This is a genomic window from Stenotrophomonas sp. FSL W7-1447 (assembly GCF_037966425.1).
GTDB classification, from domain to species: domain Bacteria; phylum Pseudomonadota; class Gammaproteobacteria; order Xanthomonadales; family Xanthomonadaceae; genus Stenotrophomonas; species Stenotrophomonas pavanii.
Genome location: NZ_CP150199.1, coordinates 3,319,658 through 3,343,932 on the forward strand (window position 1 = coordinate 3,319,658; position 24,275 = coordinate 3,343,932).

Annotated in this window: 19 protein-coding genes and 2 pseudogenes; 10 read left to right on the forward strand and 11 right to left on the reverse strand. The window is 68.4% G+C overall.

The window, feature by feature from the left end; genetic code table 11:
- Window positions 1-33: 33 nt before the first annotated feature.
- The 4 genes and pseudogenes from gorA to NSQ78_RS15615 form a co-directional block, all read right to left on the reverse strand.
- The gene (gene gorA, locus NSQ78_RS15600; protein WP_064239673.1) at window positions 34-1,392 is read right to left on the reverse strand and encodes a glutathione-disulfide reductase; all 1,359 of its coding nucleotides are present in this window, start codon (window positions 1,390-1,392) and stop codon (window positions 34-36) included.
- Window positions 1,373-1,552 (reverse strand): annotated as a pseudogene (locus tag NSQ78_RS15605) (hypothetical protein); the annotation flags it as partial. The pseudogene NSQ78_RS15605 and the gene gorA, both read right to left, overlap by 20 nt.
- A gap of 23 nt (window positions 1,553-1,575) precedes the next feature.
- The gene (locus NSQ78_RS15610) at window positions 1,576-2,820 is read right to left on the reverse strand and encodes a DUF418 domain-containing protein (protein ID WP_064238949.1); all 1,245 of its coding nucleotides are present in this window, start codon (window positions 2,818-2,820) and stop codon (window positions 1,576-1,578) included.
- 99 nt (window positions 2,821-2,919) lie between these two features.
- Complete coding sequence (locus NSQ78_RS15615) at window positions 2,920-3,402, reverse strand: peptidylprolyl isomerase (RefSeq protein WP_014647924.1); 483 nt, start codon at window positions 3,400-3,402, stop codon at window positions 2,920-2,922.
- Window positions 3,403-3,513: 111 nt separating this feature from the next.
- Here NSQ78_RS15615 and NSQ78_RS15620 point away from each other — a divergent pair, with 111 nt between their 5' ends.
- From NSQ78_RS15620 to NSQ78_RS15630, 3 genes are all read left to right on the forward strand, one after another.
- The gene (locus tag NSQ78_RS15620) at window positions 3,514-4,053 is read left to right on the forward strand and encodes a C40 family peptidase (RefSeq protein ID WP_014038010.1); all 540 of its coding nucleotides are present in this window, start codon (window positions 3,514-3,516) and stop codon (window positions 4,051-4,053) included.
- Window positions 4,054-4,184: 131 nt separating this feature from the next.
- Window positions 4,185-4,958: a C40 family peptidase gene (locus tag NSQ78_RS15625; protein ID WP_053091670.1), complete on the forward strand. Its 774-nt coding sequence runs from the start codon at window positions 4,185-4,187 to the stop codon at window positions 4,956-4,958.
- Between the two features lie 344 nt (window positions 4,959-5,302).
- Window positions 5,303-6,217, forward strand: coding sequence for an IS110 family transposase (locus tag NSQ78_RS15630; RefSeq protein ID WP_064238742.1), 915 nt, complete (start codon window positions 5,303-5,305; stop codon window positions 6,215-6,217).
- 175 nt (window positions 6,218-6,392) lie between these two features.
- Here the strand turns inward: NSQ78_RS15630 and NSQ78_RS15635 are convergent, their stop codons facing one another.
- Entirely contained in the window at window positions 6,393-7,727 is a 1,335-nt protein-coding gene (locus NSQ78_RS15635) for a dicarboxylate/amino acid:cation symporter (RefSeq protein ID WP_005410518.1), read from the reverse strand.
- A 153-nt stretch (window positions 7,728-7,880) separates the two neighbouring features.
- Between NSQ78_RS15635 and NSQ78_RS15640 the strand changes: the two genes are divergently transcribed.
- From NSQ78_RS15640 to NSQ78_RS15660, 5 genes and pseudogenes are all read left to right on the forward strand, one after another.
- Window positions 7,881-9,587, forward strand: coding sequence for an alkaline phosphatase (locus NSQ78_RS15640; RefSeq protein WP_057493242.1), 1,707 nt, complete (start codon window positions 7,881-7,883; stop codon window positions 9,585-9,587).
- Window positions 9,584-10,129, forward strand: coding sequence for a WG repeat-containing protein (locus NSQ78_RS15645; RefSeq protein ID WP_064238951.1), 546 nt, complete (start codon window positions 9,584-9,586; stop codon window positions 10,127-10,129). Before NSQ78_RS15640 ends, NSQ78_RS15645 begins: the two co-directional genes overlap by 4 nt.
- Before the next feature lie 546 nt (window positions 10,130-10,675).
- Window positions 10,676-11,947: pseudogene (tilS, locus tag NSQ78_RS15650) on the forward strand (tRNA lysidine(34) synthetase TilS); the annotation flags it as partial.
- A 50-nt stretch (window positions 11,948-11,997) separates the two neighbouring features.
- Window positions 11,998-12,258, forward strand: coding sequence for an exodeoxyribonuclease VII small subunit (locus tag NSQ78_RS15655; RefSeq protein WP_049412480.1), 261 nt, complete (start codon window positions 11,998-12,000; stop codon window positions 12,256-12,258).
- Window positions 12,248-13,126 (forward strand): farnesyl diphosphate synthase, encoded by an 879-nt coding sequence (locus NSQ78_RS15660; RefSeq protein ID WP_064238952.1) that lies wholly within the window; start codon window positions 12,248-12,250, stop codon window positions 13,124-13,126. Before NSQ78_RS15655 ends, NSQ78_RS15660 begins: the two co-directional genes overlap by 11 nt.
- A gap of 91 nt (window positions 13,127-13,217) precedes the next feature.
- Here NSQ78_RS15660 and NSQ78_RS15665 read toward each other — a convergent pair whose 3' ends face one another.
- Entirely contained in the window at window positions 13,218-13,589 is a 372-nt protein-coding gene (locus tag NSQ78_RS15665) for a DUF4870 domain-containing protein (RefSeq protein ID WP_049467833.1), read from the reverse strand.
- An 87-nt stretch (window positions 13,590-13,676) separates the two neighbouring features.
- Entirely contained in the window at window positions 13,677-15,044 is a 1,368-nt protein-coding gene (pmbA, locus tag NSQ78_RS15670; protein WP_053460986.1) for a metalloprotease PmbA, read from the reverse strand.
- Between the two features lie 68 nt (window positions 15,045-15,112).
- Here pmbA and yjgA point away from each other — a divergent pair, with 68 nt between their 5' ends.
- Window positions 15,113-15,700 (forward strand): ribosome biogenesis factor YjgA, encoded by a 588-nt coding sequence (gene yjgA, locus NSQ78_RS15675; protein ID WP_049467839.1) that lies wholly within the window; start codon window positions 15,113-15,115, stop codon window positions 15,698-15,700.
- 41 nt (window positions 15,701-15,741) lie between these two features.
- Here the strand turns inward: yjgA and tldD are convergent, their stop codons facing one another.
- From tldD to NSQ78_RS15695, 4 genes are read right to left on the reverse strand one after another with little or no spacing between them, the layout of a single operon-like run.
- Window positions 15,742-17,187 carry a metalloprotease TldD gene (gene tldD, locus NSQ78_RS15680; RefSeq protein WP_049467842.1) on the reverse strand — a complete coding sequence of 482 codons (1,446 nt, stop codon included), beginning with the start codon at window positions 17,185-17,187 and terminating at the stop codon, window positions 15,742-15,744.
- A 58-nt stretch (window positions 17,188-17,245) separates the two neighbouring features.
- Window positions 17,246-21,100, reverse strand: a complete 3,855-nt coding sequence (locus NSQ78_RS15685) for a YhdP family protein (protein WP_064238953.1) — start codon at window positions 21,098-21,100, stop codon at window positions 17,246-17,248.
- A 30-nt stretch (window positions 21,101-21,130) separates the two neighbouring features.
- Window positions 21,131-22,618 carry a ribonuclease G gene (rng, locus tag NSQ78_RS15690; RefSeq protein ID WP_019662105.1) on the reverse strand — a complete coding sequence of 496 codons (1,488 nt, stop codon included), beginning with the start codon at window positions 22,616-22,618 and terminating at the stop codon, window positions 21,131-21,133.
- Window positions 22,611-23,219, reverse strand: a complete 609-nt coding sequence (locus tag NSQ78_RS15695) for a Maf family nucleotide pyrophosphatase (protein WP_049467849.1) — start codon at window positions 23,217-23,219, stop codon at window positions 22,611-22,613. Before NSQ78_RS15695 ends, rng begins: the two co-directional genes overlap by 8 nt.
- A gap of 130 nt (window positions 23,220-23,349) precedes the next feature.
- On the opposite strand from NSQ78_RS15695, the gene NSQ78_RS15700 reads away from it, so the two are divergent.
- Complete coding sequence (locus NSQ78_RS15700) at window positions 23,350-24,087, forward strand: SIMPL domain-containing protein (RefSeq protein WP_049412455.1); 738 nt, start codon at window positions 23,350-23,352, stop codon at window positions 24,085-24,087.
- Window positions 24,088-24,275 lie beyond the last annotated feature (188 nt).

Below are 24,275 nucleotides of genomic sequence, written 5' to 3' on the forward strand. Positions count from 1 at the left end.
GCCCGATGCCCTGTAAAGCCACAACGGCCCGGCTCAGCGCATCAGCACCACTTCCTCGGCCGAGGTCGGGTGGATCGCCACGGTGTCGTCGAACTGGGCCTTGGTCGCGCCCATCTTCACCGCCACGGCAAAGCCCTGCAGGATCTCGTCGGCCGCTTCGCCCAGCAGGTGGATGCCCACCACGCGTTCTTCCGGGCCGGCACAGACCATCTTGAACAGGCTGCGCTGGGTGCCGTTGGCCAGCGCCTGCAGCATCGGGCGGAAGCGGCTGTGGTAGACGCTCACCTGGTCGAAACGCCGGCGCGCTTCTTCCTCGCTCATGCCCACCGCGCCCAGCGGCGGATGCGAGAACACCACGCTGGCCACGTTCTCGTAATCCATCTTCGACTGCGGGCGGCCCCCGAACAGCCGGTCCATCAGCCGCCGCGACGCGGCCACCGCCACCGGGGTCAGGCCGACCTTGCCGGCGATGTCGCCGACCGCGTGCACGCTCGGCACACCGGTGGTCTGCCACTCGTCCACCTGCACCTGCTCATGCTCGCCAATGCCGATGCCGAGCGCTTCCAGACCCAGGCCCCGGCTGTTGCCGCGGCGGCCGGCAGCGAAGAACACCGCATCGAACACACTGTCCATCGGGCCGTCATGGCCGAACGCACGCACGCGCTCGCCATCGCGCTGCAGTTCGCGCAGGCGATAGCCGAAGTGGATCCGCACGCCCTGCTGTTTCAGGTTCTCGGCCAGCTGATCGGTCAGCTCGTAATCGAAGCGCTCCAGCAGGCGCTGCCCCCGTACCAGCAGGCTTACCCGGCTGCCCAGTGCCTGCAGCAGCCCGGCCAGTTCCACCGCGATGTAACCGCCACCGATGATCGCGACCTCGGCCGGTGCCGCGCGCAGATCGAAGAAATCATCGGAGACCAGGCCCAGTTCCGCGCCGGGAATATCCGGGCGCAGCGGGTGCGCGCCGGTGGCGATCAGGATGTGCTCGGCGCTGTAGCGCACGCCGTCGCTGCAGGCCACGGTATGCGCGTCGAGCAGATGGCCGCGCGCCGGAATCCGTACCACGCCGGTTTCATCCAGGCGCTTGTGGTAGCTGGTGTGGATGTTGCTGATGTAGGCCTGCCGATGGATCACCAGTTCCTTCCACGACAGCGCCGGGCGTGCTTCCACATCGAAGCCCATCGCGTTGGCCAGGCCGATGCGCTCGTGCAGGTCGGCCGCCAGCCACATCGCCTTCTTCGGCACGCAGCCGACGTTGACGCAGGTGCCGCCCAGTTCACCCGGCTCCAGCAGCGCCACGCGCCGGCCATGCTGGGCCGCGCGGATCGCACCGGCCAGGCCGGCGGAGCCGCCGCCAAGGACGATCAGGTCGTAATCATAGGGTGCAGTGCTCATCGGAATCGCTCGGTCGGTAGGGGCAGGATCGATCACCAGCGCGCGGCCGCAGGACGTGATCGGCGATCCGCTGGCCACCACCGGTGCTCATGCTGATGCCGAGCATGCCATGCCTCGCGGCAAGCCTGGCGTGAGGACGCACGGGGCCGCGACCGATCAGCACAGCGCATGCGCGCCCATCGCTCAGCCCTGCTCCGCGCTGCGCCGCATCGGTGGCCACTGCCGGTAGGTCATCGCACGCCACAGCCATTCCATCGGACCAAAGCGGAAGCGCGCCAGCCACGCGTGCGAAACAGCCACCTGCGCTGCGAACACCAGCAGCGCGAACAGCAACTGCACGCTGCGCGGCATCCGCTCGAACCCACCCAGGCCATAGTGGTAGAACAGCCAGGTACACAGCAGCGACTGGGCCAGGTAGTGGGTCAATGCCATGCGCCCCACCGGCGCCAGCCATCCCAGCCGCGCGCGCCAATGCACGATCCACGCCAGGTAACCCAGGCACATCGGCAGCCCGCCGATCGTCACCAGTGCCATCGCTGCGGTCACCGGCAGGTCGTAGGCGCCCGGTGCCAGATACGGCTTCCAGGCAACGCCGAGCAGCGTGACCGCCAGGCCCAGCGGCAGTGCCACCCAACGCAGCAGCGCGTACAGCCGTGGGAAGCGCTCGGGTGAAGCCAGTGCGCCGCTGGCGGTGAACCAGCTGCCGATCAGGAACATGCCCAGCACTTCCGGACCGGTGATCAGCAGCGCGCCCATCGACGATCCGAACTCGTGCAGGCGCTGCGCGGTGGCCTGCATCCAGCTGCCGTGGCCGTAGACCAGGCGCTGCTGCGCGATGGCCTGCTGGGCTTCGGCGAGCATCTTCTGCACATCCTCCGTCGAAGCCATCGACACCATCGCGCCCACCAGCAGCATCATCGCCACGCCGCCCAGGTAGACCGTCACGCCCATCCACGGCAGCCAGCTGCGCGGCGCCTCGCGGCAGGCCAGCAGCGGCAACGAGACCAACGCGTACATCACCAGGATGTCGCCGGACCAGACCAGCAGCGCGTGGCACAGGCCGATCAGCAGCAGGCCAGCGCTGCGGCGCAGGTAGAACGGCGCGAACGCGCGCCCGGCCACCTCGGCGCGCTGCGCCATCACTGCGAAGCCGGCGCCGAACAGCAGCGAGAACAGGGTGAAGAACTTGCCCTGTACGAACACGTAGACCAACGCATCGGCCCAGGAGTCGATGCCCTGCCAGTGCGTGTCGATGCCGGTGAAGGCCAGGTCCAGCGGGCCGCTGAAGGCCTCGATGTTCATCAGCAGGATGCCCAGCAGTGCCGCGCCGCGCAGTACGTCCAGCACCGCGATGCGTTCGCCGGAGGCCATCGGCTGCAGGGAAGGAGAAACAGCGTTCACGGGGCGTCCGTCGGGCAGGTCCGCCATTATGCCGCCGGCCCGCGCGGCATGGACGCCCGCGTCGTGGCCCGGAAACACAACGGCCCGCCGAAGCGGGCCGTCGCTGCCATCACGATCGCGCTGCGATCAGTGCTGGTGACCACCGTCGCCATGGACGTGGCCGTGGTCCAGTTCTTCCTTGCCGGCTTCGCGCACGTCGACGATTTCGACGTCGAAGTGCAGGTCCTTGCCGGCCATCGGGTGGTTCAGGTCGACGTCGACGACGCTCATGCCGACCTTCTGCACGGTCACCGCACGCGGGCCGAAGTTGGTCTGCAGCACCACCTGCTGGCCCGGAGCCAGCTTGGTGTTGCCGAAGTGCTTCTTCGGCACGCGCTGGGACAGGCCCTCACGGCGCTCGCCGTAGGCGTCGGCCGCCTTGACGTCGACGTTGAACGTCGCGCCGGCTTCCTTGTCCATCATGGCGTTTTCCAGGCCCGGGATGATGTTGCCGTGGCCGATCAGGATCGCCAGCGGCTCGCCGCGGTCCTTGGACGATTCGATCGGCTCCTGGCCGACTTCGGAAACGGTGTAGTGGAAGCGGACAACGCGGTCTTTTTCGATCTTCATGCGCAACTCTGTCTGGATCTGCCGGAGGCAGGCGGGTTGGGGCGGGTTGTCGCCCGACGGGGACGCCGCCATCATGACGGCCATTCCAAGGTGGCGCATTATCCGGAGATCATGCACATCACGCCAGTTTCGTCCGGCCCGCGCCGGTTCCTTGCCCCGGCCCTGCTGCTGGCCCTGCCCCTGCTGATGACCGCCTGCGGCGGCGGCAAGGCCACCCGTCCGGCCCCGCCGCCGCCGACGGCGAACTGGCCAAAGACCGTGCCGGACAACCCCGAGGCCGCCAACTCGGTGCTGATGCGCGCCATCAGCCTGGTCGGCACGCCCTACCGCTATGGCGGCAATACCCCGGACTCGGGCTTCGACTGCAGCGGCCTGGTCGCCTATGTCTACCGTGAGATGCTGGACCTGCGGCTGCCGCGCACCTCGCGCGACCTCGCTGCGGTACAGGGCCCGAAGATCGATCCGCAGCGCCTGGCCACCGGCGACCTGGTGTTCTTCGGCAGCCGCGGCAGCGTCACCCACGTCGGCATCTATGTAGGTGAAGGACGCTTCGTGCACGCGCCGAGCACCGGCGGCACGGTGCGCCTGGACTCGCTCAGTGGTCCTTACTGGAAGGACCACTACACAGGGGCGAAACGCGTCCTTCGCTAAAATGAACAGGCGATATGTTCAAAACTGTGACGAGAATCACCATGCAACTAACGAATTACTAACGGAATTTTTAACTTATCCGCGCTTTTACAGGGCATGATGCCCCATCGTTTTTTTCCTGTGACCGACGCGTGACGACTGACGACCTGAAAAGCGAAGGCCAGACTTCCGTATCTTCACGTGGTGCCCGCCCGCTGCTGCTTGGCCTGGCACTGTGCCTGACCAGCCTTCCGGCCTGGTCGCAGACGGTTCCGAACCGTTCCGATGCACCCGCGGCCCCGGTGGCCGAGAGCACCGCCCGACCGGCCGCCAAGGCCGAGGCTGCCGCTCCCCAGCGCAGCCGCGTCGATGCCGCCGCCAGCGCCACGCTGGCCGCGCTGCTGCCGCACCTGGCCGCCAACGACACCATTCCGCTGATGGACCGCTCGGCCGTGGTGGCCGGTGACCTCAGCCGCCTGCTCGCCAATTACGACACCAGCAGCGCCGCCAATGGCAGCGTCGTCGGCACCGCCGCGGACAACGGCAAGGTGCAGTCGCTGCTGCGCCGCGCGATGACCCTGCTGGGTACCCCCTACCGGTGGGGTGGCAGCAATCCGGACAGCGGCTTCGACTGCAGCGGCCTGGTCGGCTATGTGTTCCGCTCGGCCCTGGGCATCGAGCTGCCGCGTGTCTCGCGCGAGATGGCGCACGATGACAACGCCGAGCTGATCAACGACCGCACCGCGCTGGCGGCCGGTGACCTGGTCTTCTTCGGCCGCAAGGGCCGCGTCGACCACGTCGGCATCTACGTGGGGGACGGCCGCTTCCTGCACGCACCGAGCTCGGGCAAGGACGTGCGCGTGGACACCCTGCTCAGTGGCTACTGGGGCAACAAGTTCATGCAGGCCCGCCGGGTCGACCTCTGACCGGCTGGCGCCACGGCGCCGCCTGATACGCAAAGCACAGCCGCTGCCCTGCAGCGGCTTTTTTGTTGGGCCCGCGTAATGGTGGGTCGCTGCCGACCTGGGTCGGCACCGCCCTCATCCACGCATGGCGTGGATCTTATCTCTTGCCGATCTGGCACCTTGGGTGCCGAGAGCCCGGCGTGGGCGACCGTGTGGATCCAGGTCTTGCGACCGAGAAGTAGCTTGGGTCCCCACGCCGGATTCTCCCTGAACCGCCCGAACAGTTGGTTGAGTTGGCGCTCGAACTGATAAGACTGGGCAAGCGGGGAGAGCTCTCGACCCTGTCAGCCTAGCGGAGTTCTGCCATGTTTGGGATCGGGATTGATGTGAGCAAAGCCACGCTGGATGTGGCCGTCCATGGAGAGCAGTTTCGCCAATTCAGCAACGACAAGCGTGGCTTTTTACGCTTAATTCGGTGGCTGAAGACGTGGCCGATCAAGCAGGTTGTTCTTGAGGCAAGCGGGGGTTACGAGCGTGCTGCTCTGGATGCACTGCACGCCGCCGGCCTGCCGATGGTGCGAATCAATCCGGCGCGTGCACGGCGATTTGCCCAAGGCACGGGCCGTGCCGCCAAGACCGATCGGCTCGATGCGACAGTGCTGGCGCAGATGGCCCATTTGTTACCGCTGACCCGCTACGTACCGCCTGCCCCTTGGCAGCAGCGTCTGGCTGAATTTGCGCAATGCCGCAGGCATCTGGTGCAGATGCGCGTCAGTGAGATGCAGCGCTTGCGGCGATTGGTCGATCCGGATCTGATTGCGATGAAGCAACGCTATATAGCTCAGCTATCTGACGACCTGAAGCAACTGGACAAAGCTATTGCCGAGCAGCTTGAGGGACAGCCTGGCTGGAAGAACATCGGCGCGCTCAAAGGCGTCGGCCCCATCCTGATCAGCACACTGGCCTGCGAGTTGCCCGAACTGGGCAGCTTGGGAAGCAAAGCCATAGCGTCGCTGGTGGGGTTGGCCCCGATGAACCGGGAAAGTGGCACCTGGCAGGGCCAACGGCGGATCAGTGGTGGGCGCGCGGTGGTACGCGAAGCCCTTTACATGGCGGCCCTGACGGCCATCCGGTACGAGCCAAGACTGCGCGCGTTTTACGCTGGCCTGAAGGCCAAGGGCAAAGCGAGCAAGGTGGCGCTCGTGGCGGTCATGCGCAAAATGCTGGTGATCCTCAACGCCCGTAAGCGGGACGCCGAGGTGGCCCTCGGCTGCCCCTGACAAGACAGTTGCTACTGACCTCTGGTGACCTTTGGTGGGTGCCGACCTGGGTCGGCACCGCCTCCATCCACGCATGGCGTGGATCTACCAGGCCCGGCTTGACCGCCACCGCGCCAGCCAGCTCCCAGACAAGAAGCCCGCCGGTTTACGGCGGGCCTTTCATCTCCACTCAACCTCAGCCGCGTGGTGGTGTCGGGTCGGGGTCGTCCACGCCCACGTTGCTGGACGGGTTGTCATACACCGCCTGGTCCAGCAGCCCGGTCTCCTTGGCCACGATCACCGGCACCAGCATCTGGCCCGTCACGTTCGTCATCGTGCGCATCATGTCCAGGATGCGGTCGATGGCGTACAGGTAGCCGATGGTCTCCAGCGGCAGGTTCGCCGCGCTCAGCACCACCGTGGCCATGATCACCGCGGTCCCCGGCACGCCGGCCGTACCGAAGCTGCCCAGCACCGAAGCGATCAGCACCACCACGTACTGTTCCGGGGTCAGCGGCACACCGCTGTACTGCGCGATGAACACCGCGCACAGCGCCGGATAGATCGCGCCGCAGCCGTCCATCTTGATGCTGGCGCCCAGCGGCACCGCGAACGAACCGTAGTCCTTGTTCACGCCCAGGTTGTGGGTGATCGAACGCAGTGCCACCGGCATCGCGGCGAAGCTGGACGAGCTGACGAAGGCCACCTGCATGCCCGGCGCCGCGCCGCGGAAGAACTTCAGTGGGTTCAGGCCGTGCGCCAGCAGCAGCGCGCTGTAGACCACCACGATGTGCAGGGCGCAGGCCACGTACAGGGCCAGCACGAAATGGCCCAGCGGCAGCAGCTTCTCGAAGCCATAGCTGCCGACCAGGCCGGCGATCAGGCCGAAGGTGCCGATCGGGGTGACTTCCAGCACGAAGCGGGTCACCTGGATCATGATGTCGCTCATCTGCCCGACCAGCTTGCGCGCCTCGGTCACCTTCTCGCCGAGCTTGACGATGGCAAAGCCGACCAGCCCGGCGAAGAAGATCACCGGCAGGATCGAGCCACGACCGGCCGCCAGCACGGTCTCACCGGCCGCGTTGACCTTGGTGCCGATGCCGGACAGCGCGTAGAAGACATTGGCCGGCACCACGTCCAGCAGCACCTGCACCACGCTGGGCACTTCACGCGGCACGTAGTTGCTGGCCATCGTCAGCTGCAGGCCACCGGCGCCGGGCTGCAGCACGGTGCCCACGCCCAGCCCGACGCACACCGCCAATGCGGCGGTGATCACGAACCACAGGAAGGTACGGCCACTGAGCGCGGCTACCGACTTCTGCCCGTGCAGCGACGAGATCGCGTTGATGACCGCGAAGAACACCAGCGGCACGGCGATCATCTTGATCAGGGTGACGTACAGCTCGCCGAGCGGGCCGAACCACGTTTCCGCAGCGGGGCCGAGCGCCCAGCCGGCCAGCGCACCGAGCACGAAGCCACCGACCACGCGCTGCCAGAATGGAATCCGCAGCCAGGCAGAGACCAGCTTCATAGGCAATCCAGAGGGAAGGAAGGGATGCTGGCACGATAGCCCAACGCGGCCTGCGGAACGACCGCCCGACCGGCAAATCAGTGTGTCATCGGCGTGCCTTGCGAGGGCGGGCATAATGAATGTCCCGTTACAGTTTGTGAGATCCCAGCGTCCATGCGCCGTTCTGTCTCCCTGTTGGCCGCCTGCGCCACCACCCTGCTGCTCGGCGCCTGCGCCAGCACCTCCCCTGCCTCCGCCCCGGCCGGCCTGAAGATCGCCGTCGACCCGGTCGCCCACCCGGCCGGCGAAACCCCGCAGTGGTGGTACCGCAGCGGCGCCGCCCAGGCCGCCGCCAACGGCGCGATGTCCGGCAAGGCCAGGAACGTCATCCTGTTCCTCGGCGACGGCATGAGCCTGACCACCGTGGCCGCCTCGCGCATCTACGAGGGCCAGCAGAAGGGCGGCTCGGGCGAAGAGAACCTGCTGTCGTGGGAGCGCTTCCCGGCCACGGCGTTCAGCAAGACCTACAACACCGATTCGCAGACCCCGGATTCGGCCGGCACCATGACCGCCATCACGACCGGCGTGAAGACCCACATGGGCGCGATCGGTGTCAGCGCCGGCAGCCGTACCGACTGCGCCGACAGCCTGTCCAAGGGCCTGCTGACCTGGCTGCAGCTGGCCGACAGCGCTGGCCTGGCCACCGGCGTGGTATCCACCGCGCGGCTGACCCATGCGACCCCGGCCGCCACCTACGCGCACTCGCCGGAGCGCAACTGGGAAAACGACACCGACCTGACCGAGGCGGCCAAGGCCGCGGGCTGCAAGGACATCGCCCAGCAGCTGCTGTCGACCTCGCGCTACGGCCGGGGCCCGCTGGTTGCCCTGGGGGGCGGTCGCGGTGAATTCACCACCGTCGAAGAGCGCGATCCGGAGTACGACGACAAGGTCGGCCAGCGCCTGGATGGTCGCAGCCTGGTCCAGGAATGGCAGCAGGCGCACCCGCAGGGCGCCTACGTGTGGAACAGCAAGCAGCTGGCCGCCGCCGCCAATGCACCGGCCATCCTCGGCCTGTTCGAGCCGGACCACATGCGCTACGAATACGAGCGCCCGCAGGATCCGGGCGGCGAGCCGAGCCTGGCCGAACTGACGGCGGCAGCGATCAGGAATCTGTCGAAGCACCCGGAAGGCTACGTGCTGATGATCGAAGGCGCGCGCATCGACCACGCCAACCACAGCGGCAACGCCTACCGTGCACTGACCGAGACCGTGGCGCTGTCCGACGCGGTGCGCGTGGCCAACGAGCTGACCTCGGCCGACGACACCCTGATCATCGTTACCGCCGACCACTCGCACACGCTGAACTTCGTCGGCTACCCGGCGCGCGGCAACCCGATCCTGGGCAAGGTGAAGGACAAGGGCGGCGAAGATGGCGCCGGCAAGCTGGACTACGCACTGGATGGCACCGGCCAGCCGTACACCACGCTGAGCTACGCCAATGGCCCGGGCCACACCGGCAGCAGCAACCAGCAGCCGGCCGGTCCGAAGCGCTACCCGCACAACCCGAGCAGCTTCGAACCGGCCAACGGCCGCCCGAACCTGCGCGAGGTCGACACCGAGCATCCGGACTACATGCAGGAGGCGCTGGTGCCGATGAAGTCCGAGTCGCACGGCGGCGAGGACGTCGGCATCTGGGCGCGCGGCCCGGGCAGCAAGGCGATCCGCGGCACGCTGGAACAGAACGCGATCTACCACATGATCGTGCAGGCCACCCCGGCCCTGCGCGAGCGCCTGTGCCAGGCCGGCACCTGCGACGACAAGGGCGTGCCGGTACAGCTGCCGGTGCCGACGGCGTTCGAACGCAAGGCCGAGGCCAAGTGATCGTGCGGCAGGCCCGCCCTGCCCCTGCCAGCGACCGCTTCGCGCGGTCGTTGGCCCTGCTTGGCGTGCTGGTCAGTACCAATGCAGCGGCACAGGCACCGGCATGCCAGCTGCTGACCGACGAACACGGGTTGTGGCCGCTGCCCGGCTGCGAGGTGGTCGATCATCGGCCGAAGATCAGCGCCGGCACGTTGAAAGACCTGAACTACGACGACCACGGCCTGGCCGTGGTGTACGCCGACCAGGGCTTCCACTACGTCGACCGCAAGGGCCGCAGCCTGCCGGTGCTGACCTGGGACAACGGCCCGGAAACACCGCAGGAAGGACTGCTGCGCGGGCGCATCGGCAAGCGCATCGGCTACTTCGACCTGACGTTCCGCCAGGTGGTACCCGGCACGTTCGATTTCGGTTGGCCGTTCCAGGAGGGCGTGGCCGAGGTCTGCAACGGCTGCCGTCGTGGCACGCCGGATGCCGATGGCCACACGCCGATGGAAGGCGGAGAGTGGTTCCGCATCGACCGCTCGGGCCGCCGGGTGAAGTAGTTTTTTCGGCAGGGCTGCGCCCTGCACCTGCCGAAGCCGAAGCCAAATCAAGATCAAAAGCGGCTCTGGTTTTCTGTGAGTTGGGCGGAGCGGTGTGGGTGGTCAGGACACGCCGTAAACCCGTCCATGGGGGCTCGATGGCGCCATCCATGGCGCCAACGGTCCTGCCCACCCACACCGCCCCACCCCCGACAGATTTCCGGTGACGGTTGGACCATCCACGCTTTGCGTGGATCGAATCTGTCAGATATCGAATTGAATCCGGGGTCAGATCCGTTTTCCGCAGGAAAATGGATCTGACCCCATAAGCAACCCGACAGTTCGCAGGAAACTGTCGAAGGCGGGGTGGGTCCGGTTGCGGGAGTGTCCGCGGCATGGATGCCGCGGCCAAGCCCCCATGGATGGGTTTACGGCGTCTCCCGCAACCGGACCCACCCCGCCAACCTTCAGGAAACCAGCTTCTGCCGTTGCTGTTGCTGTTTCTCTGGCTCGTAGCGGGTGCAGGGCGCAGCCCTGCCAAGTAAACCTCACCCTATACTTGCCGCCGTGACTGCCTTCCCCGCCCCTGTTGCGCTGGATGCGCCGCTGCTGGTGGGCTACAGCGGCGGTGTCGACTCGACCGTGCTGCTGCACTGGCTGTGGCGCTGCGCACAGCTTTCCGGCACGGCACTGCGTGCGGTGCACGTGCACCATGGCCTGCAACCGGCCGCCGATGACTGGGTCCTGCATTGCGAGCAGCAATGCGCAGCACTGGGCATCGAACTGGCCGTGCATCGCGTGCAGGTCGACAACCGCGCAGGCCTCGGCCTTGAGGGCGCAGCGCGGCAGGCCCGGCGTGCGGCGTTCGCGGCCGAGTTGCGCGACGGCGAAACGCTGGCACTGGCACAGCACCAGGACGACCAGGCCGAGACCTTCCTGCTGCGTGCGCTGCGGGGGTCCGGCGTCGATGGCCTGGCCGCGATGTCGGCGCACAGCCACCTCGGCCAGCATCCGCTATGGCGGCCGCTGCTGGCGGTCCCGCGCAGTGCACTGCTCGACTACGCGCGCCAGCACGCGCTGCCGTGGATCGAAGACCCCAGCAATGGCGACGACCACGCCGATCGCAACTTCCTGCGCCTGCAAATGCTGCCGCTGCTGCGCCAGCGCTGGCCGCATGCCGCTGCGGCGCTGGCGGGCAGCGCGGCGCACTGCGGGCAGACCCGCCAGCTGCTCGATGAGGAGGACGCCGAGCTGATCGCGCACCTGGAAGTGGCACCGCGCGTGCTGTCGCTGCCATTGCTGCGCCAGGTCTCGCCCGGGCGCGCCGCGCGGGTGCTGCGTGCCTGGGTGGTCGGCCACGGCGCCGCCCCACTGCCGGCGAAGGTGCTGCAGCAGGGACTGGACGAACTGCTGCCGGCCGGCAACGATCGCCAGGCCCGGCTGCGCTGGCGCGATCATGCCATCCGGCAATGGCGCGACCATGCCTATCTGCTGCCCGCGCAGCTGCCGGCGCTGCCCCGCCAGTGGCAGGCCGACTGGGATGGGCATGCCCCCCTGGCGTTGCCTGACGGCGGCCAACTGCGCCTGCAGGGCGCCGCCAGCTTCGAACGGCCACTGCAGGTCCGGGCACGCGTGGGCGGTGAGCGCATCCTGCTGCCCGGTCGCCCGCATTCGCATGCGCTGAAGGACTGCCTGCAACGCGAACACCTTGCCCCCTGGCGGCGCGCCCAGCTGCCGCTGCTCTTCGATGGACCACAGCTGCTGGCCGCCGCCGATGTGGTCATCGGCGCGCCGCTGCAGGCCTGGTTGCAGGCCCATGGCGCGCAGCTGCTGTGGCGTCCCGGCGGCTGTGAATTGACCCCCGCGCGCGGCCCGTCCACACTTGCCGCATGGTCAAGAAGTCCCCCGAAAACGCCTCCCCGGTCGCCCAGTTCGAGCAGTCGCTCGAATCGCTGGAACAGCTGGTGGAGCAGATGGAAACCGGCGAGCTGAGCCTGGAAGCTTCGCTCAGTGCTTACGAACGCGGTGTCGGTCTGTACCGCCAGTGCCAGCAGGCGCTGGAACAGGCCGAACTGCGCGTGCGCCTGCTCAGCGATCCGGCGCAGCCGGAAGCATCCGAGCCTTTCGATCCGCCCAGCCATGACGGCTGAGGTTCTGTTCGCGCGCTGGCGCGACCGTATCGAAAGCCAGCTCGACGCCGCCCTGCCCTCGCCTGCCGAAGCACCGCAGCGCTTGCACCAGGCGATGCGCTATTCGGTGCTGGGCGGCGGCAAACGCATGCGCCCGCTGCTGGTGTACGCCAGTGGCCACCTGTTCGGCGCGCAACCGGAACACCTGGACGCGGCGGCGATGGCCGTCGAGCTCATCCACGCCTATTCCCTGGTGCATGACGACCTGCCGGCGATGGACGATGACGCGCTGCGCCGCGGCAAGCCGACCACCCACATCGCCTTCGACGAAGCCACCGCGATCCTCGCCGGTGACGCCCTGCAGACCCGTGCCTTTGGCCTGCTGGCCGATGCGCCGCTGCCGGCCACGCTGCGCGTGGCCTGCCTGCAGACCCTGGCCCACGCGTCCGGTGCCTCCGGCATGTGCGGCGGCCAGGCGCTGGACATCGATGCTACCGGCCAGCAACAGACCCTGGCGGCACTGACCCGCATGCATGCACTGAAGACCGGCGCACTGATCCGCGCGGCGGTGCGCATGGGTGCGCTGTGCGGCCAGGCCCACGAACCGCAGCTGGCCCAGCTCGACAGTTTCGCCGATGCACTCGGCCTGGCCTTCCAGGTCCGCGATGACATCCTCGATGTCGAAGCCAGTTCCGAACAGCTGGGCAAGACCGCCGGCAAGGACCAGGCGCAGGACAAAAGCACCTTCCCCGCGCTGCTTGGCATGGAAGGTGCGAAGGCCCAGCTGCACGAGCTCGCAGCGCGCATGCAGGCGATCCTCGCCGGATACGGCGAAGAGGCCGATGCACTGCGTGCGCTGGCCACGCTGGCGGTCGAACGCGATCATTGATCGCTGCTCGCTCGTCGGCCCCCCGTCGCTCCCCGCACATGAAAACGCCCGGCAATGCCGGGCGTTTTCAGTTCCGCATGCAGCCTCGGTCTTACTTGATCAGGCGCAGGGTGAACGGGTAGCGATAGGCTTCGCCGTTGTTGGCCTTGACTGCGGCAATGATGCAGAACACCAGGTTGACGAGGCCCACGATCGGCGCCAGGATGCCGCCGATGATCACCACCATCAGGATGATGCTGATGACCATCGCGATGGTCACGGTGATCTGGAAGTTCAGCGCTTCCTTGGCCTGGTCGGTCACGAAAGCCTTGCTGGCGTCATCCTTGTTGATCAGCCAGATGATCAGGGCGCCGATGAACCAGGTGAAGATGCCCAGCAGGTGCGCAGCCAGCGCCATGGTGCGCTGGTCGGCCGGGGCATCCGTGGTTGCCGGCGGCGGCGGGACGTTATCGAATTCGCTCACGACAAAACTCCTTTTCATTGGGTGGTCTTGACCCACCAGCACCAAGCTGGTCGCGTCAGGCGGGCATAGCTTACGCCATCAACGCCATCAATCATTACCCGCGATGGTCATCCGCCCCAGCAGGATCGAGCCGGTCCGGATGTGCGAACGCGGGTCGACGTCGCTGCCGACCGCCTCGATGCTGCTGAACATCTCGCGCAGGTTGCCGGCAATGGTGACGCCGTCCACCGGGTACTGGATCTCGCCGTTCTCGACGCGGAAACCGCCGGCGCCCCGCGAGTAGTCGCCGGTCACCCCATTGACGCCCTGCCCCATCAGTTCGGTCACCAGCAGGCCATCGCCCATCTGCCGGGCGATCTCTTCCAGCGAGCCGGCATTGGCCGCCAGCTGCAGGTTGTGCACGCCGCCGGCATTGGCGGTGGTCTGCAGGCCCAGCTTGCGTGCCGAATAGCTGCCCAGCACGTAGCGCTGCAGGACGCCGTCGCGCACCAGTGCCGAGGCACGGGTCGCCACGCCATCGCCGTCGAAAGCGGCCGAACGCAGGCCACGCCGCAGGTGCGGCAGTTCGTCGATCTGCATCCATTCCGGGAACAGGCGCTGCCCCACGCTGTCCAGCAGGAAACTGGCCTGGCGGTACAGCGCGCCGCCGGACACCGCCGACAGCAGGTGGCCGACCAGGCTGCGCGCCACTTCCGGGGCGAACAGCACCGGCATGCTGCCGGTGGCCAACGAACGCGGCTGCAGGCGGGCGATGGTGCGCTCGGCGGCACGACGCCCGACCCGGCCCACTTCCTCCAGGTCCTCGCGGGCCAGTGCGCTGGTGTACCAGCCATCACGCTGCATGCCGTCGCCCTGCCCGGCAATCAGTGCACAACCGATCGAATGGTGGGTGCCGCGCTCGCGGCCGATAAAGCCATGCGAATTGGCGTAGACCGACAGGCTCTGCATGCTCGACACCGAAGCGCCATCGGAATTGCGGATCTGCGCGTCGGCCTCGCGCCCCGCGTTCTCGCAGGCCAGCGCCAGGTCCACCGCCTCATCGGCCTGCAGCGCCCACGGGTGCCAGCCGTCCAGGTCGGGGAAGTCGGTGGCCATCAGCGCGGCCTCGGCCAGGCCGGCGGCGGGGTCGTCCTCGGTGTGCCGGGCGATCGCGCAGGCCTGCTCGACCGTGGCGGCCAGGCTGGCCTCGTTCAGGTCACCGGTGCTGGCGCTGCCCTTGCGCTGGCCGAAATAGACGGTCACCGCGATGCCACGGTCGCGGGTGGACTGCACGGTCTCCACTTCGCCAAGGCGGACATTGACCTCCAGGCCACGATCCTCGCTGCAGCTGACCTCGGCCTGGCTGGCGCCCAGCGCGCGGGCACGGTCGAGCAGCTGCTGGGAGAGGTCGGCCAGCCGTTCCAGCCGGGCCGGGCTGTCGTCGCCGACGGCCACTTCAGGGGCGATCACGTTCAATGCTTTATCCTGTACGGGTTGGGCCCGGCATCACGCCGGGCGACTTTTTTTGAGATCAGGTAGGGACGATGCGCGGACGCGACGAAGAAACCGGTGAATTCCACGACAAGAGCCGCAGCCAGAACCGGCGCGAAGCGCTCGACGTCCTGGCCCTGGGCGAGAAGCTGGTGTCGTTGACTCCGGCCCAGCTGGCGCGCCTGCCGATCCCGGAAGACCTGCTGCCGCATATCGCCGAGTGCAAGCGCATCACCGCCCACATCGCCCACAAGCGCCAGCTGGCGTTCCTGGCCAAGCACATGCGCCGCGAGGACGAGGCAACGCTGGACGCGATCCGCGATGCGCTGGACGCCAACAGCGAGACCGGCCGCCGCGAAGTGGCGATGATGCACCGCGTGGAGGACTGGCGCGACCGCCTGTTGGCCGACGGCGACAAGGCGCTGGCCGCCCTGCTTGACGACTACCCGCAGGCCGACCGGCAGCAGCTGCGCACCCTGGTACGCAACGCGCAGACCGAAAAGGCGAAGAACAAGCCGCCGCGCGCCTACCGCGAGATCTTCCAGGTGCTGCGCGCGCTGATGCTGCCGGCGGCGCTGGGCCTGAAGACGACGGGCGACGAACACGCCGGCGATCCGGTCGACGAGGCCGACGAGGACTGAGTCCGCGCCGGCCCGGGCGGTGGCCGCGGCCATCGCCACGCTCAGGCCTGCGTACCGCCGACGGTGATGCCCTCGATCAACAGCGAGGGCTGGCCGACACCCACGGGCACACTCTGCCCGTCCTTGCCGCAGATGCCCACGCCCTCGTCCAGGGCCAGATCGTTGCCGACCATGCGCACCTTCTGCATGGTTTCCGGGCCGTTGCCGATCAGGGTCGCGCCCTTCACCGGGGTGGTGATGCGGCCATCCTCGATCAGGTAGGCCTCGGTGGCCGAGAACACGTACTTGCCGCTGGTGATGTCGACCTGGCCACCGCCGAAGTTGACCGCGTACAGGCCCTTCTTCACCGAACGGATCATCTCCTGCGGGTCGTGCTCGCCGGCGCGCATGTAGGTGTTGGTCATGCGTGGCATGGTCAGGTGCGCGAACGATTCGCGGCGCCCGTTGCCGGTCGGGGCCATGCCCATCAGCCGCGCGTTGAGGCTGTCCTGCATGTAGCCGACCAGGATGCCGTCCTCGATCAGCGGGGTGCACTGGCTCGGGTGGCCTTCGTCGTCGATGTTCAACGAACCGCGGCGACCGTCCAGGGTGCCATCGTCGACGATGGTCACACCGGGCGCGGCGACGCGCTCGCCGATGCGGCCGGCGTAGACACTGGTGCCCTTGCGGTTGAAATCGCCTTCCAGGCCGTGGCCGACCGCCTCGTGCAGCAGCACGCCCGGCCAACCCGGGCCCAGCACCACCGGCATCATGCCGGCCGGCGCCGGCACCGCGTCCAGGTTCACCAGCGCCTGGCGCAGTGCTTCCTGGGCCAGGGCTTCGGGGCGACCGCTGGCAAACAGATCTTCATAGCCATAACGGCCACCGCCACCGGCGTAGCCGGACTCGCGACGGCCGTTGTGCTCGACGATGACCTGCACGTTCAGGCGTACCAGCGGACGCACATCGGCGGCCAGCACGCCGTCGCTGCGGGCGATCAGCACCGTATCGACGCCGCCGGACAGGCTCACCATCACCTGCTTCACGCGCGGGTCGGCGGCACGCAGGTAGCCATCCAGGCGCTTGAGCACCTCCACCTTGGCCTCGTTGCCGATGCCGTCGATCGGGTCCAGCGCCGGATACAGCGCGCGCGCATTGCCGCGCAGCAGCGAACGTCCGGTCTGCGCACCGCCCTCGCGCGAGATCGCGCGCGCCGACTGCGCCGCCGCCAGCAGCGCATCGGCATGGATGTCATCGGAATAGGCGAAGCCGGTCTTCTCCCCGGAAATCGCCCGCACGCCCACGCCCTGTTCGATGGAATGGGCACCGTCCTTGACGATGCCATCTTCCACGCTCCAGCTCTCGCGGCGGGCGTGCTGGAAGTAAAGGTCACCGAAGTCGACACCGGGGCCGAGCAACTGCCCGAAGGTGCGCTCCAGGCCGGCGGTATCCAGGCCGCCGGGGCGCAGCAGGCGGTCTTGGGCAAGCGTCAGGGCGATGTCAGTCATGGTCTCGATCTGGGGGTGCGGGGGCGCTCAGGCAAGCCCCGTGGACAGGAAGCCGCGCTCAGCGCGAGCGCGGCAGGTCGGTGACGGTCGGCGGGATGGCTGGCGCCGGGCTGGGCGGCGGCGGCGGGGTCTTGTCGCGGCTGCGCTCGATCACCTCCACCTTCGGTTCCTTCCACGGGCCGGTCACCTTGTAGGTACGGGCACCGATCTCGCCCAGCGGCTTGGACAACACCGCATTGGTGGCTGCACCCAGCGCGGCCCCCACCGGGCCACCGGCCACCGCACCGACCACGGTGAGCAGGTTGCCCGCGCGCGGGTTGACGTCGATGGTCTGGTCGAACTGCTGGTTGCGCAGGTCGGCCTGGCCACGGATGGTGATGTTGGCCGCCGGGCCTTCGATCAGCACCTTGTCGGTGCGCGCCATGCCCTGCCCGAACTGCATGCTGCCGTCGATCTGGTTGAATGCGAAACCCTTGGAGAAGAAGTCGCGGAAATCGAACATCAGGCGCCGCGGCAGCTGCGCGACGCTGAGCAGGCCCAGCACGCGCCCGGCGCCCGGCTCCAGCTCCAGCAGCTGGCCATTGCGCGCCTGCAGGTCGAGGCTGCCCTGCAGGTTGCCCAGCTGGAAGTCCGACGGTCCCCCGCTCCAGGCCGCCTGCAGCTGCGCCTGGCCGGAACCGCCGCGCAGCTGGCCGCCGTAATCGAGGTTCTGCATCAGCCCGCCCAGGTCCTCGCTGCGCACCTGCGCGGTCAGTTCGGTACGGGCGCCGCCCGTGCGGCCGAGCCAGCGGCCGGTGATGTCGATTTCCTGGTCCGGCGCGCGGAAACGCAACGCGTCCACGTTCAGGCCGTTGGCCAGCGGCCGCGTGCGCAGCACCGCCTGGCCCAGCACCACCTTGCCGAACTTCAGGTCGGCGATGTCCAGCGCGAACGGCGGCAGCTTGGCCGGGTCCATGTCATTGGCGCCGGCCTGTACCCGCGCCGGCGCGGCCGCCGCACCCGGTGCCGCCGGCAGTGACTGCCAGTGCACGCGGTCAAGCTGGCCGCTGATGGTGCCACCGTCGGCGTTGGGCACGGTCAGGCGGCCGGCCAGCGACGGCCCGTCCAGGCGCACGTCCAGTGCCTGCGGCCCCGGGTGCAGCTGCAGCCGGGTCTGCTCGAACACTCCGCCGATCAGCTTGAGCTGGCCGACCTGCACGTCGACCGCGCGCAGCGGCATCGCGTCGTCGTCACTGCCACCGCGCGCCAGGCTGATCCACTCCAGCGCATCCAGGGTCGGGCTGCGGCCATTGACCGTCAGTCCGCTCGCCGGCGGCTCGCGGTCGACATGGTCGCTGCCCAGCGTGACCTGCACACCGGTCTGGTTGTTGTGGCTGCGCGCGGCCAGGGCCAGGCGCTGGCCGAAGGCCACGTCGATGCGGCCGGCGCCCATCGGCAGCTGCGCGGCCACCGTGGTCGCCAGCGGCTCGGAGGCCGGCTTGTCCAGCGGCGCCGGCAGGTCGAGCCGGGTGCCGACCAGGTCCGAGCTCAGTCGCAGCTCGCTCGGCGGCGCAGGGGCGCCTGGCGCCACCTTGGGCAGGTTGACGCCGATGGTCCAGGCCGAATTGCCGGTGATGTAAGGCTTGAGCCAGGCCATCTCGGGGGCACGGTCAATCAGCACGCCGGCATCGAGGCGGGCGGTCAGCTGTGACTCGAAGGCGCGCGTGCTGTCATGCACGTAACCGCCGGCACGCAGGCTCAGCCGTCCCTCCTGGCCGAGGTGGCGCACCGCCAGTTCTTCGGCGCCGAAACCGCCGTTGCTGTAGCGCGCCTGCCCGTGCATGTTGTCAAAGGTCAGCTGGAAGCGCTTGTCGACCAGCTTCACCCCGGCCAGATCGACCGTGCCCTGCAGGTGGCCCTCGCCTTCATCCTGATGCAGCGGCTGCAGCAGGTCGAAGGTCACATGGGCCGGACCGCTGGCGACCAGATTGTCCAGCGTATCGCCGTAGTCCTTGTGCAACGGGCTCTGGCGCAGCATCGCCAGCAGCTTGCCGGCCTCGCTCGGCGCATCGGCACGCACGTACAACGGCTGGTGCCCGAAGTCCGGAATGCCCGCTTCGAATTTCTGCACCGCCACGCCGGCAAGATCACCCCGTCCACGCATGTCGAAGCCAGGGCCGATGAAGGCGATGTCGGCGTCGACCTGGCTCATCAGCGGCCAGTCGTGCTGGAAGCGGATGTCGCCATTGGTGATGTGGCCGGTGGCCTCGAAGCGGCCATCATTGTTGTCGAACGGCCAGTCGTCCAGGTCGCCGGTGACCAGGCCGACGCCATTGCGCACCTGGCCACCGGCCAGCGCCATGTCCAGCCAGTCGGTGGCGCCCTTGCTCATCTTGGAATGGATCCAGAAGCGCTTGGCCGCCGTCATCGGCACGTCGTCCAGCTTCGCGGCCAGCTGCAGCCACGGCCGCGTGCCATCGCCCTGGAACCAGACCCCGCCGCGCACGTCGGCCGCGTAGTCGGTACCTTCCACACGCATCGTCGGCGTTCCGATCCGCCAACCACCGCCCTCGTCGCGCCAGCCCACGATCTGGCCGGCCAGGTGCAGGTCATGGCGCACGCCGAAGCCGGTCGGCCAATCGAACTGCAGCTGCCGTTGCGGTTGCAGCTGCAGGCTGAAGCCGTCGGCGTCGCCTTCAAAGCGCCCGCCCAGGCCGCGCAGGCCGGGCGAGTTGCCCACGCTGGCGAAACCCAGCGACTGCAGTTCACCCTGCGCCCACAGGGGGCCATCGCGTTCGCCCGACAGCTGCAACGCGCGCACGTCCAGCTGCGGCCTGGACAGGAACAGCCAGCGGCGCAGACCCGGCTCAAGGCGATCACTCAGGGCCAGCGCACGCAGTGCGATGCCGGCCTGCACGTCGCCGGAGCGGACCCGCAGCTGTTTGCCGACCTGCAGCTGCAGGCCATCGAGGCGCTGCTCGCCGTCTTCATTCTTCAGCCGCAGCCGCGGTACCTGCAGCGCCCAGCCCTCGGCCTGGCGCTGCCAGCGCAGGCGGGCCTGCAGTCGCTGCAGCTGCAGCTGCGGCGCCGCCATGCCGGGTATCGGTGCGCCATCGATGCGCACGTCGCGCAGGTCCGAATCCGTGGTCAGCGCCACCGGCGCGAAATCGCGCAGGGTCAACCACAGGTTCAACTCGCCCTTGCCCTCGCGCAGGCGCACGCCGCCAGCCGCCAGCAAGGGCGCCCAGGCGTGGAAATCGACCGGGTCGGCGCCCAGCCAGGCCTCGCCGTTGCCGCGCGCGCGGTCCACGTCCAGCACCGCGGTCAGCGGCAGCGCTTCGGGCTGCGCCCAGGCGCGCACGCCCACGCGCAGCCGATCCCCATTGACCCGCAGGCGCAGATCGATGCGCGGCAGCGTGCTGTCGATGCCCAGCGCCGGCGCGTGCACGCTCAGGCGACCACCGATCACCTGCAGCTCGCCCAGCCGGCGCAGTGCATCGAGCGGATCACCGCCGTTGTCGGACTGCGGCAGCCCGCGCACCGACCAGCGGCCGTGTTCATCCTGCTGCAGGTCCAGCGCCAGGCCGCGCAGGCGCAGCTCGGTCAACGAATGCCCGGGCAGCAGCCCGCTGTACATCGACACCAGGACTTCGGCCTCGCCGATCGGCAGGCCCTGCCCGGCGCCGATGCGCAGGCCCTTCAGCTGCAGCAGCGGGCCACGCCGGGTCCAGGCGGTCTGCAGCTGGTCGAAACGCACCGGCTGGCCGGCACGCTCGCTCAGCCAGGCGGCAATCTTCTCCGGATGGCGCTCGGCCAGCGGCAGCAGCTGGCTGAGCGTGCCCACCAGCAGTGCAAGCCCGACCAGGCCCACCGCACAGGCGGCAATGAAATGACGGCGGATCCTTCGCAGTCGCAGGCGCGGCGGCGCGCTCATCGGCCACCGCCGGCCTGCGGCCGGCGACGATCAGAGCAGAACGACATCGAATTGCTCCTGCAGGTACTGCTCGTCCGCCTGGAAGCGGATGCTCTTGCCGAGGAATTCCTCCAGTTCGGCCACCGCCGCGGACTCCTCGTCGGTAATGCGCGCGACCACCTTGGTCGACGCGATCACCAGCAGGCGCGCGGCATCGAACTGTCGCACCGCGCGGGTGATCTCGCGGAAGATCTCGTAGGTCACCGTCTCGGTGGTCTTGATGCTGCCGCGGCCACTGCACTGCGGGCAGGTTTCCGACAGCTGGCGCTCCAGGCTTTCCACCGTGCGCTTGCGGGTCATCTCCACCAGGCCCAGCGGCGAGAAATCATAGACCGTGGTCTTGGCGTGGTCGCGCGCCAGCGCCTTTTCCAGCGTGCGCAGCACCTGCCGGCGATGCTCGGCATCATCCATGTCGATGAAGTCGATGATGATGATGCCGCCCAGGTTGCGCAGCCGCAGCTGCCGCGCCACCGCCTGCGCAGCCTCCAGGTTGGTGCGGAACACCGTTTCTTCCAGGTTGCGCTGGCCGAGGAACGAACCGGTATTGACGTCGATGGTGGTCATCGCCTCGGTCTGGTCGATCACCAGGTAGCCACCGGATTTCAACGGCACCTGCTTGTCCAGCGCGCGGCCGATCTCGTCCTCCACCCCGAACATGTCGAAGATCGGGCGATCGCCGGAATACAGCTCCAGCTTCTCGGCCAGCACCGGCATGTACTTGGCGACGAAGGCCTGCAGCTGGCCGAAGGTCTCCTTCGAGTCCACCTTCACCTTGTCCACGTCCTTGCGGATCAGGTCGCGCACCGAACGCAGCGGCAGGCTCAGGTCTTCATAGATGATGCTGCACGAGGGCGCTTCGCGGCCACGGCGCTCGACCACGTTCCACACGCGCGACAGGTAGGCGATGTCCTCGGCGATGGCCTCGGCCGGCTGGCCTTCGGCGTTGGTGCGCACGATGTAGCCGTAGCCGCCGTGCTGCGCCGACAGCTCGGTCACCAGCGCCTTCAGGCGGGCGCGCTCGGCTTCGTCCTCGATGCGCGCCGACACGCCCACCACCTTGGACTGCGGCAGCAGCACCATGTAGCGCGAAGGAATGCTGATCTGCGTGGTCAGGCGGGCGCCCTTGGTGCCGATCGGGTCCTTCACCACCTGCACCACGATGTCCTGGCCGTCGCGCAGCAGCTCGACGATCGGCACGCTGGCCGGCGGCGGCAGCGTGGTGTTCTCGGTGTCGGCACTGGCCACCGGCGCCGGCCGCACCACGTCGTTGGCGTGCAGGAACGCGGCGCGCTCCAGCCCGACCTCGACGAAGGCGGCCTGCATGCCGGGCATGACCCGCTGCACCTTGCCCTTGTAGATGTTGCCGACCACGCCCCGGCGCCAGCCGCGCTCGATGTGCAGTTCCTGCAGCATGCCGTTTTCGATCACCGCGACCCGGGTCTCGCGCGGGGTCACATTGACCAGGATTTCCTCAGACATCGGCAGCCTCCCTGGCGGCATCGGCAATGGGGGCTGGCACGCCACAACGCGCCAGCAGACGATCGGTGTGCAGCAGCGGCAACCCCATCACGCCGGAGTAGCTGCCGGAAAGATGTTCGATCCAGCGCTCGGCCCCACCCTGGATGGCGTAGGCGCCGGCCTTGTCCAGTGGCTCGCCGCTGGCGACATAGGCGGCGATGCTGGCGGCGTCGATCGGGGCGAAGGTCACCTCGGAAATGACCAGCTCACTGTCCAGGCCGCCCGCGCCGACCACCACCACCGCGGTCATCACCTGGTGGGTGCGCCCGGCCAGTCGCGCCAGCATCGCCCGCGCGTCGGCGGCATCGACCGGCTTGCCGAAGACCTCGCCGTCCAGCACGACCTCGGTATCCGAACCGAGCACCCGCGCCTGCGGGTCATCGGCCAGCACCTGGGCCAGCCCGGCGCGCGCCTTGTCGGCGGCAACCCGGCACACATACTGTTCGGCGCTTTCAGTGGCCGCGCGCTGCTCGACGACCTCCAGGTCAAGGGCCTGGAAGGGGCGTCCGAGTCGGGCCAGCAGCTGGTTGCGTCGGGGGGAGCGGGAAGCAAGATAGAGCATCGGCACAGCATAACCTGAGGCCACCGCCTGAATCGTCGGCAACCCGTTACGGAACCGCTGCAACCCCGATCAGGCTCACAGCGCGTTCATCGCTACGACACCACCCTCACCGCCACAACAAGGAGATCCCATGCGCCTGACCGCCACCCCGCTGCTGCTCGCCCTGTCCCTCGCCCTTGGAACCTCGATGACCGCCCATGCCGCTCCGCCGTCGCCGCCGATCGCCGCCCCGGCCGAAGGCACCCTGCTGAACATCTCGGCCAACGCCGAGGCCACCCGTGTACCGGACGTGGCCACGCTGTCCGCCGGCGTGGTCACCCAGGCCGCCGACGGCAACAGCGCCATGCGCCAGAACGCCCAGCAGATGGACAAGGTGCTGGCCGCGATCAAGGCCGCCGGCATTGCCGAGCGCGACGTGCAGACCAGCGGCGTCAGCCTCAATCCGCAGTACCGCTACGCCGACAACGAAGCGCCGAAGATCACCGGCTACCAGGCCAGCAACACGGTCAGCCTCAAGGTGCGCGACATCGCCAAGCTCGGCAAGGTGCTGGACGCGCTGGCCGCGCAGGGCGCCAACCAGATCAACGGGCCCAGCTTCGAGATCGACCAGCCCGAGCCGGTCTATGACGAAGCCCGCCTGGCCGCCCTGAAGAAGGCCCAGGCCCGCGCCCAGACCTACGCCAGGTCGCTGGGCCTGCAGGTACGCCGCATCGTCAGCATCTCCGAGAACAGCAACGGCGGTTTCCGCCCGATGCCGATGATGCGCACCATGGCGGCCGGTGCGGCGATGGACAAGGCCACCCCGGTCGCGCCGGGTGAATCCACCGTCTCGGTCAACCTGGACGTGGTGTTCGAACTGGGCCGCTGACCGCGTCTGCCCTGGCCGACAGAGGCGGGTCCCGCTGGGGCCCGCCTTTTTCATGCGTTCCGACGGCGCTGGCTGAAGGCCAGCCCAACACCCCTGCCCCTGCCTCTATGCAGTGGCGGCCCGGCCGCGCTACTGATGCAGTGCCAGCCGCGTGCGGCAACCCCGCCACGGACCCTGGTGCGTTGAGG